Consider the following 12,307-nt stretch of genomic DNA (forward strand, 5'->3'; position numbering starts at 1 on the left):
TTCGGTTTCGATTGCAGGGCAAAGACGGGCAACTCGGGCCGGAGCTGCAGTTTCGGATGCCCAAGCTGCGCAGCTTCCACGCGGAAGATTTGGACGCCGATGGCCGCGCGGAGTTGATTTCCATTGCTCAACAATCCGGACGCGTGACGGTGCATCATCTCGCCACGCACGCGCCCGAAGCACTCGCGGGCGAACTCAAGCGTGGCCAGCTCGAACTGCTTTCCCTGCCCAAAACCGCCAAGAGCAAGCGCGGCCGCACGTGGGCGGATGTGAATGGCGATGGCCGCACGGATTTGATTTATGCCGATCCAGAGGGCAGCCAGCTCGTGCTGCAGACGCAAACCGAACGCGGCACATTTGCCAGTCCACGCCGATTCCCCTGCCTCAGCGGCATCACGCAGATTGCGGTGGCGGATTGGAATGGCGACGGCCGTCCGGAAATTTTTGTGCTCAGTGCAGATGAAAAACAGGCGGGCATGACGCGTCTGGAAAAGAATGGCCGCATGCCTTTCCCCGAGCCGATCGATACCGATGAGCATCGCCCGCTGGCACTCGCGGTGGGGCAGCTCGCGCCCGGCAACAAACCGGTGCTGGCGTTGGTGGTGGAAAAAGACGGCGCGCGCCAACTGCAAATGCACCAACCGGGCGTGCCCATGGCGACCCAGAGATTAAACAAAGATTACAAAGCCAATCCGTCCATCGTGGCGTTTCACGATATGGATCAGGATGGCCGGAATGATTTGTTACTGCTGGCGCCGTTTGAAAAAATCAAGGTTCTGGTGAATCGCGCGGACAACGATTTTGAAGAGGTGGATGTGGCCCCGCCGGGAGGCACGCTGGATAAACCCATTTTAAATACAGCAGATGTGGACGGCGACGGCAAAGCGGAATTGCTGTTGGCGCAGCGGAATTTTTTGCGGGCGGTGAAGCTGGAAAAACAAAACGACACATGGCGGCTGCGCGTGAACGATCAAATCAACGGCGCGGGCACGGACTCGCGCCTGCGCACGGCCGTGGCGCTACCCGCAGGCGGAGGCAAGACCGCGCTGCTGTTACTGGACACCGCGCGCAAGGAGCTGACCGTGTGCGAGCGTGACCGCACGGGTGTGTGGCAGCCGACGCAGCATTTGCCGCTGCCCACGGTGGATTTCGCCGATGCCCAACCCATTTCGATCGGCAGCAAAACCGCCAATGCACTGGCGTTCACCGGAGTGAATCAGGCGGCGTGGCTGGCCTTCACCGGCAGCACTTGGAAGCTGGAGGAACGCGCCCATTACGAAACACCGCTAAAGGACGCGGAGCTACGCGATGTGGTATGCGGCGATCTCACGGGTAATGGCCGGAAGGATTTTGTGTTTTTGGAAACCGCCAAAAATCATTTGGACCTCGCGGCGTGGGATGCGCCGGGCAAAGTGCTGCCGGCGATTCGCTGGCGGGTGTTTGAGCAACGCTCATTCCGCGGCCTCGGCGGTGGGGTGGAACCGCGCGAAGCAGTGATCGCCGATTTTGACGGCGACGGGCGCAATGACCTCGCGGTGTTGGTGCACGATCGGGTGCTGCTTTATACGCAGGAGAATTAAGGGGGTTGTTTTGCGGCTTGGACGTTAACCAAAAAACCGCCCTGCGTTTGCAGAGCGGTTTGTGAATTCTTCTGGCTATGCCTACTTCAACTTCGGCGGTTTCGGGGCGAAGGTGCGGAGGCGGATGCCTGCTTCGTTGACTTCGACGCCGCTGACGGTGATGTGCAGGTACCTCTTAATTTTAGCGAAGTCCGGCAACAGCTTGAAGTCGAGCCACTCGCTGAAATCCGGGGCCACGGGCAACCCGGTGTCCGGATCGATTTCCTGACCGGGTCCGACGGGGAGGTTGTCCAGAGTTTGCTCAATAATGTTCGGGTTATTTTTCAACATCTTGAAAAGGGGCCCGAGCATGTGTTGTTGGTTTTCGTAAGCGAAAGCGCCTTTCATTCCACCAATTTTAGCGGCGGCTAGTTTGAGGGCGGTCATTTTGGAAAGTAGTTTGGCATCTTTACCGGAACCGCGAAGATGATCCTCAATGGCTTTGCCGGAGGAGGAAAGGATGAGGTATCCGCCAGCGATGGAAAGATGCAGCCCAGAGTCGCCGCCGCCGCCGACAACGTCATAGGAATGAATAGTGCGGCCGAGGAATTCGCGTGACTCAGCGGGCACCGGCACAGCGAGCTTGATGATCGTTTGCAGCGCGCCGAGCGTGACGGCGGGTTTCTGCGATTTGATCATAAACAGAGTTGATGAACTGAGGAGACCCTCCAGCTTTTCGCCGCCAGCTGGGCGGGCCATTTCCATCATAATGAAATCATCGCCAAGGGTATCGATGATTTGCCCTTTGAAGCTGAAATTCGGGTCGGATTGTTTAGCAAACCCATCCAGAGCACCGAGCGCCATCGGAGCGGCGGGACTAATTTCGGCGAGCATTCCGGTAAAGGTTTTCCATGCAGCCTGACTATTGCGGCGGATGCGCGCGAAGCTGGTGACATCCTCGCTCACGAATGGCAGCGGACCGGCGTCTTCGGCGTCCGGCGCGAAGAGCGCGAGCAAGCCGCGACGTCCGGCCTCGGGCACATCGATGAAGAGGTCCATCAACTCGCCATCTTCATCCTGATGCAGGGAGAGGCTAATGGCGCGCAAGCCCTTGAGGCCGAGCGCGGTGATCACCCCCTCCGCGGTGGGGACGCCAAATTCAGGCTCGGCATCGGGGTCTTCCAATGATTGGGCCATCTCAAGGCCTTTCTCGACCACTACCGCAAAATCCAGCCAACCATAAGCCAGCGCGGTCTTGAATTGTTTCCCGTGACGCTCGGCGAAGCCGGGCACTTTGGCGAGCGACTTGGCGCCGGCGCCCTGATGCAACGCCATGATTTGCTCGGTCAATTGCTCTTTGTTGGTCACGATAAACAACGAACCGGCTTGGCCGATGTAAATGGATTGGCCGGCAAACTCTTTCGCTTCTCCCGGCGCCTCGATGGAGATTACATCCGTGCCGCGAATGCGGTGGCGTTTGTGGGGTACTTCTTTTTCCACAAGCGTTTCACGGAGCTTGCCAATCTTCTCAGCGAGGGCGTCAGATTGTCTACCGCTATCAACGATCAGATACATTCCGGCATCCTTTTCGCCGGGGATGAGCGTGAAGCCCATCGTCGCTTGGCCCTGTGCAAGATTCCAATATTCGGCGAGCTTAATGCCCGATTTTTCCTCCACTTCCGCGATCACTTTCTCGTGAAACGCCTTTTCCAACTTGGCGGCGAAGGCGGCCATTTCTTTGTCTTTCCACAAACGAACCAAAGGTGTCCGGTCCCATGCAGCGCGCGCGGCATTCATATCTGGCACGCTGGCCATGGCGAAAGTGGTGGGCGGCAGGATTGCTTCAGGAGCGGCGGCGCGTCCAAAAACAGCCAATAGCAGCAACACGGGGAGGAATAGTATTCGGTTTTTCATGATGTGGATTGTTTACGTTATTTTGAAAAAAAAGTTACCGGTTGAGGCTGATTAAGGTGCCGTCGGGGTTTTGTGCGGCTTGCGCGGAGGCGGCAAATAGCGATAGGCGTTGCTGGGGTTATCATTATCATAGGCGTAGGCATCACGATTTTGCAGGAAATGCATCACCCGATCCACCGGGATGGCAAAACCAAGATTTTCGCCGCTGGAGATTTTCATATTGGTAACGCCCACCACTTCGCCCCGCAGATTAAAAAGCGGCCCGCCGCTATTGCCCGGGTTGATGGGCGTGGAGGTTTGGAGATAAAGCGCCCCTTCCATTTGGCGTTTACGGGTGCTCACGATGCCTTCGGTGACCGTGCGCTCGAGCCCCAATGGGCTGCCGATGGCGAACACGCGCTCGCCCACTTCCAGTTGCGCGGGATCGGCCGCGAGTGGCACGGCGTTGAATTTCGGTGCGTCTTGATCCGTGATATGCAGCAGCGCGAGATCGGCAAACTTGTTCATCGCCACGATGCGCACCTTGCGATACGTTTTGCGCTCGAGCTGGCCGTCGCGCTGATGATACACCTCCACCGAGATCCGCGTCTCGCCTTCGATGACGTGAAAATTCGTGATCAAATGGCCATCCTCGCGAATGATAAACCCCGAGCCCAATCCACCCGGCGTTTTCACCTGCACCACCGATTTGCCGAGCGCCTCAACAAGCTGCTTCACCGGACGCAGCGGCGGTGGCTTGGCGGCCACGGTGTAAAGCCCCTTGGCCTTAGCCACGGTTTGTGCCACCGGCGCGCCGGTGCGCTCGATGCGCTGCACCTGGGCGCGATTAAGCGTGAGTACCGTGTACCCGATATCCACCACCAGCACTTCTTCTTTCTCGGCCAGCAATTTCCCTTCAATCACCGCGCCGCCTTTGAGGTGCAATTTATCGGCGTGCGCCAACATTGCGGCACAGCACAATATCAGTGAACATTGAAAAAAACGTGGCATCCGCAAAACCGTATCAAACGTGCCGCCCAAGGCAAGTCACAGTTTTACGAGCAGCAATGAGGTCCGCGGGCGTATTAAGATTTTGCAACTGCGCCGCCTCGGCTGCAAGCACCCGAATGCGCCGCGCCCGCAGCCGGGTGGCCAGCCGTTGCAACGAGCGCCGCCCCGCCGCCAATTGCGCCTCCACCTTCGGCAGCACGCCGGGCGACAGCATAAATGGAAATCCCACCGTGCCCTTCACCGACGCAAACACCGCCTCCGCTTCCACGGCCAAAATACGCCTCGTAAATTCAGCGGTTAGAAAAGGCATATCGCAGCCGAGAAACAAAATCCTTTCTGTACCCTTCGCCCGTGCCCGGCACAACGCCGTGACCACGCCGCCCAGCGGGCCTTGGCCCGGGGTGTCGTCGCGGGATTGAACGCGGCACGGCAAGCCCAGCTCCGCCGCCAGCGTGCGGGCGTGGCCGAGCAACGTGCTCCGCCCCAGCCGCATCCCTGCTTTGGCGCGGCCCATTCGGGTGCTGCCGCCGCCGGCGAGAATGACGCACTCCATTTTCATTACTGATTTTTTCTTCAAAAAACTATTGCCTTTGGCGGGGCGTCTGCTAGTTTGCCCGCCCTTTTCCGTGGGTTTGCCTTTGGTTGACCGCAGAAAAACCACGGCCTGAAATGTCCGGATCCGAGTGGATTTGGCGGCCACAATAACACTAAACGAAATCCCGTTTTCCGCGGGATGGCCCACAGGGTCTTTAACAAAGGAATAAACATGATTAGCATTGGCATCAAGGAATTGCTCGAGGCAGGCGTCCATTTCGGACACCAAACACGGCGTTGGAACCCCAAAATGAAGCCCTATATTTTCCGGGCGCAAAACGGCATCCACGTCATCAACCTCGATAAAACGCTCGAACTACTCAACGCCGCCTGCGATTTTATGGCCACCCAAGTGCGCAGCGGCGGCAAGGTGCTGTTTGTCGGCACCAAAAAACAGGCACAATCAGCCATCCGGGACGTCGCCGAAGCCACCGGCCAGCCGTGCATCACCGAGCGTTGGCTCGGCGGCACGCTCACCAATCTCAAAACCGTCAAGCAATCCCTCAAGAAACTCCAGCACATCGAGGCCATGGAGGCCGACGGCAGCATCACCGGCTATGTAAAGCAGGAACAAGCCCGTTTCCGCCGGCAAAAAATGCGTCTGCTCAAAAACCTCGGCGGCATCCGCGATATGGAAGGCTTGCCGGACGCGATTTTCATTATCGATCTCAAGCGCGAACATAACGCTGTGGCCGAAGCCCGCAAATTGAAAATCCCAATCGTGGCCATCGTAGATACCAACTGCGATCCGGACATCGTCGATTACCCCATCCCCGGCAACGACGATGCCATTCGTTCTGTGAAAATCTTCCTCGATACCGCCACGGAAGTGATTGCCGCAGCCCGTGCCGAACGCCTCGCCAAAACCAACGAAGAAGAAGCCGCCAAGGCTGCACCCGTTGCCGAAGCAGAATCACCGGCCAATGACACTGCCGAAACTCCTGCTGAAACACCCGCCGAAGCCGAGGCCGCCGAGCCCGTGGCTGAACCCAAGGCCGAAGCCGAAGCTGCCACTGCCGAGGCTTAACCCCACTGCCATCCCAATTTTGGCAGCGACTCCAATCGCAATCGAACTGCATTAATTAACCAGTAAGTACCCAAGAAATAAAAAAAAATGGCTGATATTACCGTAGCCCAAATTAGTAAACTCCGACAACAAACCAGCGCCGGCATGATGGATTGCAAAAAAGCGCTCACCGAAAGTGGCGGCGACCACGAGGGTGCCGTCGATTGGCTCCGCAAAAAAGGCACCGCCACCGCCGAGAAAAAATCCAGCCGCGCCACGTCCGAAGGCATCATTTCCCATCAAATATTGCCCGGCGCCAAAGCCGGCATTTTGGTGGAAGTAAATTGCGAAACAGATTTTGTTGGCAAAAATGAATCCTTCCAAACGCTCTGCGCCGACTTTGCGCAATCCTTGCTGGAAGATCCCCATACCGACCTCGAAGCACGCCGCACCACCGCCGTGGCTGAGGTGGGCGAAAACATCGTCATCCAACGCCACGCCCGCCTCGAAGTGGAAGGTCACGGCGCAGTCGCCGCGTACATTCACCACGGCGCAAAAGTCGGTGTACTCGTCCAAGTCAGCACCGGAAAAGAAGCCTCTGCCGAGAGCGAAGAGTTCAAATCATTGCTGCGCGACATCACACTGCAAATCGCTGCCGCCAGCCCTGAAGCAGTCGATCGGTCCAGCATTGACCCCGCCCTCATCGCGAAAGAAAAAGAAATCGCCGCCGAGCAATTCAAGGACAAGCCCGCGCAAGCGATTGAAAAAATCGTGGAAGGCAAGCTGGAGAAACATTTCGCCACAGTCTGCCTCGTGGATCAGGCATTTGTGAAACAAGGCGACCTCGCCGTGAAAGATCACATCGCCGCCACCGCCAAGGCGCTGGACGACACCATCTCCGTAGACGCATTCCTCCGCTATCAAGTCGGCGAGACGCAGGAATAACCCCTCAATCGATCGTTGATTTACAAAACGCCCGGCTCACGCCGGGTGTTTTTTTTGTGCATTCCATTGACGCGCGAGGCGTGGGCGAGTAAACCATCTCCGGTGACAAAAACAGCCAAACCCAAGCCGAAATACAAACGCATCCTCCTCAAACTTTCCGGCGAAGCCCTCGGCGGAGATCAGGGCTACGGCATTTGCCCCGAAACCGTCGCCAGCATGGCCCGCCAAATCGCCGAACTGCGTGAGTTGGGCGTCCAAGTCGTCATCGTCGTCGGCGGCGGCAACATCTTCCGCGGTCTCGAAGGCGCCGACCACGGCATCGACCGCGCCACCGGCGATTATATGGGCATGCTCGCCACCATCATCAACGCCCTCGCCCTGCAAAATTCACTCGAACATCACAAAGTAGAAACCCGCGTGCAAACTGCCATTGAAATGAGCGAAGTGGCCGAGCCCTTCATCAGCCGCCGCGCCATCCGCCACCTCGAGAAAGGCCGCGTCGTCATCTTCGGCGGCGGCACCGGTAACCCCTATTTTTCCACCGACACCGCCGCCGCCCTGCGCGCCAACGAGATCGGCGCCGACATCATCCTCAAAGCCACTCAAGTCGACGGCATTTACGACAGCGACCCCGAGAAAAATCCCAAAGCCAAACGCTACAAAGAAATCACCTACCTCGAAGCCCTTCAAAAACAACTGCGCATTATGGATTCTGCCGCCTTCTCCCTGTGCCTTGACAACTCTATGCCCATCATCGTCTTCGACCTCTTCAAACCCCACAACATCCGCAACGTCGTCCTCGGCAAAAAAATCGGCACCCTCGTCCACGCCTAATCACGCCAGCATTTATCCTTTCCCCGCGCCGCGTGCGGGCGTAGGCTTTGCCCATGCCAGTTGATGACGCTCTCCTCACTGCGGAGGAAAAAATGCAGAAGACAGAAGAAGTGGTGCAACACGAATTTTCTGGCGTGCGCACCGGCAAAGCTTCGCCCGCGCTTGTGGAAAATATTCTCGTAGAAGCCTACGAAGGCAGCCAAATGCGACTGCGCGAACTGGCCGCCATCACCACGCCGGAGACGCGGATGCTTGTCATCCAGCCATGGGATGCCTCCACCGTGCATCCCATCGACAAAGCCATCCAAGCCGCTAACCTTGGTTTCAATCCATCCATCGACGGAAAAATCATTCGCATCACTCTGCCCGAGTTGAGCACCGAACGTCGGCAGGAATTTGTGAAGACCGTCAAAAAAATGACCGAGGACGCCCGCGTCGCCGTTCGTCACGTTCGGCGCGACACGCTTCAAGGGCTGAAGGATGAGCGGAAAAATGGCGACATCACCGAAGACGATTTGTCGTTTGCCGAAAAGGAAGTGCAAAAGCTCACCGACGATTACATCAAAAAAATCGACGCCCACCTCGTCCACAAAGAAGAAGAAATCATGAAGGTCTGAATTATGGAAACTGAAACACCCACCCCCGAAGCCGCCCAAGACGCTGAGCCGCAAACCTGCCTTGATCTCAAGCCCATCGCGAAGGGCACCAATCAACTTTGCGAAGCCATCGTGGGGCAGGAAGGCTTCTCCGAATTATACAAAAAAATCGACGGCTTCATCAACGACGAGAAACTCAAGTACGAGTACAGCACGCTCAACGAGCGCGGCGCGTTGCTGCAGCAAAAGCAACAAGCGGGAGTTGAGATTCCAGAAAACGAAATCGCCGAATTTGAAAAACTACGCGACGAATTCATGGCCAACCCCGTGGCCACCCAGTTCCTCGAAGCGCAGGAAGAAGTGCAACAAGTGCAGGATCGCATCCATCAAGTAATCGCCAAAACCTTCGAAGTTGGCCACGTGCCGCAGTCCGAAGATTTCGATTTCTGCAGCGACGGATTCGGCAATTGTGGCTGCGAATAATCCGATGGATTTCTCGCGCCGCAGTTTTCTAGCCACCACCGCCCTCGCCGGCACCGCCTTCGCGGCGGATCCGTTCAAGCGCCACGGCGCGGCCAATCTCCGACTGAGTCTTGCCGCGTATTCCTTCCGCACCTTTTTCCGCGACCAAAAAACCGGCACGCGCAAAGTGGAAAAGAACGCGATGGATATGCCGCGCTTCATCGATTTCTGTGCAGACCACGGTTGTGATGGCACGGAGTTGACCAGCTACTTTTTCAAAAAACCCGTCACGCGCGATGATCTCGTGGCACTGCGACGGCGCGCGTTTCTGCGCGGCTTGGAAATCAGCGGCACCGCCGTCGGCAATAATTTTTCCCTGCCCAAAGGCGACGCGCGCACCGCGCAACTTGCTTACGTAAAACAGTGGATTGACCACGCCGCCGTGCTCGGTGCGCCACACATTCGTGTGTTCGCCGGACGCGAAACCAAAGGCATCACCCGCGCCCAGGCCGATCAATGGGCTATCGAATGCCTGCGCGAATGTTGCGATTACGCGGCCAAACACGGAATCTTTTTGGGCATCGAAAACCACGACAGCATCGGCGACGCCAAAAGCCTCATCGATTTTGTGAAAGCCGTGGATCACCCGTGGTTTGGCGTGAACCTCGACAGCGGCAACTTCCGCACCGCCAATCCCTATGAAGATTTTGCCACCGCCGCGCCTTACGCGGTGAACGTGCAACTCAAGGTGGAATTAAAAGTCGCCGGCAAAAAAACACCCGCCGACCTCCCGCGCTTCATCGAACTCCTTAACCAAGCCAGGTACCAAGGCTACATCGCGCTGGAATATGAGGCCGCCGAAAACCCTTACGAAGCCATCCCTCCGCTATTGAAAAAACTGTCGGGAATGGCGGGCTGATGCCACCGAGAATTATTTCCCACCCACTTCGGAGCTTTCGCCCTTCACGTGTTTGTCGTACCACGCAACCATTTCGGCCAGCGTGTGGCCCACGCTTTTCCGGGCGCGATAGGTGTGTGATTCGTGCGGCAGCATCACGATGCGTGCCTTGCCGCCATTGCCTTTGATGGCGTGGTACAACCGTTTGCTTTGCTCCGGTGTGGTAGCGGGGTTGTTGTCTTTTTCACCGTGAATTAACAGCAACGGATCGCGGATTTTCGGAACAGCAAGCAACGGCGACATTTCCAGATAAACCTGCGGGGCCTGCCACAACGTGCGGCGTTCGTTTTGAAATCCAAACGGAGTAAGCGTGCGATTGTATGCGCCACTGCGCGCCACGCCGGCGCGAAAGAGATCGCTATTGGCCAGCAACATCACCGCCATAAACGCGCCGTAACTGTGCCCGCCCACGCCCACACGGCGTTCATCGCACACGCCCATATCCACCACCGCGGCAATCGCAGCCTCGGCGTTGGCGACAATTTGTTCCACAAAAGTGTCATTCGCTGCGCCCACACCCAACTCGCCCACCACCGGCATCGCTACTTGGTCAAGCACCGCGTAGCCTTCCAGCGCGAGGAAGCGCGGCGAGGCACCGGCGAAGCTGGTGAACCGATGGGGTGAGTTGACCACTTGCCCCGCCACCGCGCCACCGGCGTATTCTCGCGGGTACGCCCACAGAATTGTCGGCAACACCGGCCGTTCGGGGTCTTCCAAATCATAATCCGGCGGCAAATGCAGCAGACAGGAAAGTTTCACGCCGTCCTCACGCGTGTATGTGAGCAGCCGCTTTTTCACTTCGCGCAGTGACTCAGCCGGATCCTTGAAGGCTGTGAGCGGCGCGCGGCCGGGCTCCCCCAGCGCGCGCTGGAAATAATTCGGATGCTCTTCGGGCGTCTCAAAACGTGTCACAAATTCCGTGCCATCATCGTTTAACAACGCCACCACCGTCTCGTAGCTATCCTCCGCGCACTTAAAAAGTGGTGTGCGGTCGAAAGTATTAAGATTCAGCTTGTCAAGAAACGGCCGGTCCCCCTCGGGGGATGCGCCGTTGCCATTAAGAAAAATCGAGCGGTTATGCACGCGCATCGCTCGCTTGCCATTGAGTAACTGCCGTATGAGCGGATGGCCAGGATGCTCGTAACGCTCAGCGGCGGCGTGGTTCCACAGGAGGCGGTCGGGGATGTCCGGGTTATCCGGATCCACCAGCCAGGTGCGATGCCAATTGCGGCCGCTTTCGTACTCACGTACCAACGCGACATTACGGGTTTCGCCCCAGTAAATTTTTGAAAACCGATGGCTCAGCCGCGTCACGACTTTGGGCCGACCATTGAATGGCGCTTCGAGCATCATTACACGGTCACGAAATTTCACCTCGCGTTTCGGATCACCCCCATCAAGCGCCTCCACCCACACAATGGATACCGGCGAACTGGTGGGACGCCAGTGATGCCCGCGCGGCTGCACGGGAACGCCGCCGGTGCTCACATCTTCGGTGGCGGGCCGGATATCCACCTTCTTCACCTCGCCACGTGGATCCCACACCTCAATGCTGCGTGGGAAAAACTGAATTGGCGCCTGATACGAATAAGGCGGATGCACACGCTCCACCAAAACGTACCGGCCATCGGGCGAGACATCGTACCGCGCGAAAATCGAAGGCCGCCCCAAGGATTTAAGACGGGAGGTGCGCGAATCCACCAACACCAATTGCGAGGTCAAATAATAATCAAAGAGCTTTTCGTCGTGTTCATTTTGGAGCAAATCCGGATAAGTCAGCACCGGAGTTTCGCGTGGGCCGGTTTCCTGCACCACCGGCCCGGCGGGTGCGCGCGGCGGTGTGGGAGCAGGACCGCGTGCATCCGGCACCGCGAGGCACAGCAGATTTTGGCTGTCTGGCATCCATTGGAATGAGCGGCCCAAAGTGGCATTGAGCCTCACCCCGGGGATAGCACGCGGCGCGTGCCCCAACTCACCCACCCAAAGCGCAACCGTCGTATGGCCGTATTGCAAAAAGGCGAATTTTTTTCCATCCGGCGACCACACCGGAAGACTCACTCGCCGAGCGGCATTGGGCAGTTGAACAGGAATTGTCTTGCCCGTGGAAAGTTCCTTCAATGTGAGTTGAAAAAAATAATCCGGATGCGGCGGGCCGTTGTTGAAGGGATTAATCCGTACGCCCGCCAGCGCCACTTCGCGCTGCGCCATTTCCTCAATGCGCCGAAACCGAAACTCCTCCGCCACCAGCAAATGCCGCTGATCCGGGCTGAGTGAGACGCGCGGCATTGGGCGCGAGGCAAACAGTTCCTTCGCCGCCTCGGGCGGTTCGAGATATTTCTGCTGCGCCTGTGCCTGCCCGAAAAACAGGCAAGTCAGGACGAAAATGACGGCGCGTAGGCTCACAGTGTATTGGCAAAAATCATCCCAGAACCCGCCTGCCACGGCAAGC

At 57.6% G+C, this 12,307-nt stretch carries 11 protein-coding genes; 7 read left to right on the forward strand and 4 right to left on the reverse strand.

Features of this window, described 5'->3' with window-relative positions; all coding sequences use genetic code 11:
- Positions 1-1,580: VCBS repeat-containing protein (locus H8E27_12355; GenBank protein MBC8326406.1), on the forward strand; the 1,580-nt coding region annotated here is incomplete at its 5' end.
- An 81-nt stretch (positions 1,581-1,661) separates the two neighbouring features.
- Here H8E27_12355 and H8E27_12360 read toward each other — a convergent pair.
- From H8E27_12360 to H8E27_12370, 3 genes are all read right to left on the reverse strand, one after another.
- Positions 1,662-3,473, reverse strand: coding sequence for a hypothetical protein (locus H8E27_12360; protein ID MBC8326407.1), 1,812 nt, complete (start codon positions 3,471-3,473; stop codon positions 1,662-1,664).
- A 51-nt stretch (positions 3,474-3,524) separates the two neighbouring features.
- Positions 3,525-4,331 (reverse strand): trypsin-like peptidase domain-containing protein, encoded by an 807-nt coding sequence (locus H8E27_12365; GenBank protein ID MBC8326408.1) that lies wholly within the window; start codon positions 4,329-4,331, stop codon positions 3,525-3,527.
- Between the two features lie 145 nt (positions 4,332-4,476).
- Positions 4,477-5,022 carry a molybdenum cofactor guanylyltransferase gene (locus H8E27_12370; protein ID MBC8326409.1) on the reverse strand — a complete coding sequence of 182 codons (546 nt, stop codon included), beginning with the start codon at positions 5,020-5,022 and terminating at the stop codon, positions 4,477-4,479.
- Between the two features lie 207 nt (positions 5,023-5,229).
- Here H8E27_12370 and rpsB point away from each other — a divergent pair, with 207 nt between their 5' ends.
- The 6 genes from rpsB to H8E27_12400 all read left to right on the forward strand — a co-directional run bounded on the left by rpsB (position 5,230) and on the right by H8E27_12400 (position 9,819).
- Complete coding sequence (gene rpsB, locus H8E27_12375; GenBank protein MBC8326410.1) at positions 5,230-6,084, forward strand: 30S ribosomal protein S2; 855 nt, start codon at positions 5,230-5,232, stop codon at positions 6,082-6,084.
- Positions 6,085-6,171: 87 nt separating this feature from the next.
- Positions 6,172-7,008 (forward strand): translation elongation factor Ts, encoded by an 837-nt coding sequence (gene tsf / locus H8E27_12380; protein MBC8326411.1) that lies wholly within the window; start codon positions 6,172-6,174, stop codon positions 7,006-7,008.
- A gap of 102 nt (positions 7,009-7,110) precedes the next feature.
- Positions 7,111-7,842 carry a UMP kinase gene (locus H8E27_12385; GenBank protein MBC8326412.1) on the forward strand — a complete coding sequence of 244 codons (732 nt, stop codon included), beginning with the start codon at positions 7,111-7,113 and terminating at the stop codon, positions 7,840-7,842.
- Positions 7,843-7,895: 53 nt separating this feature from the next.
- A complete protein-coding gene (gene frr, locus H8E27_12390; GenBank protein ID MBC8326413.1) occupies positions 7,896-8,459 on the forward strand; it encodes a ribosome recycling factor in 564 nt (187 codons plus the stop codon).
- Positions 8,460-8,462: 3 nt separating this feature from the next.
- Complete coding sequence (locus H8E27_12395) at positions 8,463-8,921, forward strand: YlbF family regulator (protein MBC8326414.1); 459 nt, start codon at positions 8,463-8,465, stop codon at positions 8,919-8,921.
- Positions 8,922-8,925: 4 nt separating this feature from the next.
- Positions 8,926-9,819: a sugar phosphate isomerase/epimerase gene (locus H8E27_12400; protein MBC8326415.1), complete on the forward strand. Its 894-nt coding sequence runs from the start codon at positions 8,926-8,928 to the stop codon at positions 9,817-9,819.
- A 12-nt stretch (positions 9,820-9,831) separates the two neighbouring features.
- Here the strand turns inward: H8E27_12400 and H8E27_12405 are convergent, their stop codons facing one another.
- Positions 9,832-12,261, reverse strand: coding sequence for a S9 family peptidase (locus H8E27_12405; protein ID MBC8326416.1), 2,430 nt, complete (start codon positions 12,259-12,261; stop codon positions 9,832-9,834).
- Between the last annotated feature and the right edge of the window lie 46 nt (positions 12,262-12,307).

The organism is Limisphaerales bacterium, from assembly GCA_014382585.1.
Lineage (GTDB): Bacteria > Verrucomicrobiota > Verrucomicrobiia > Limisphaerales > UBA1100 > JACNJL01.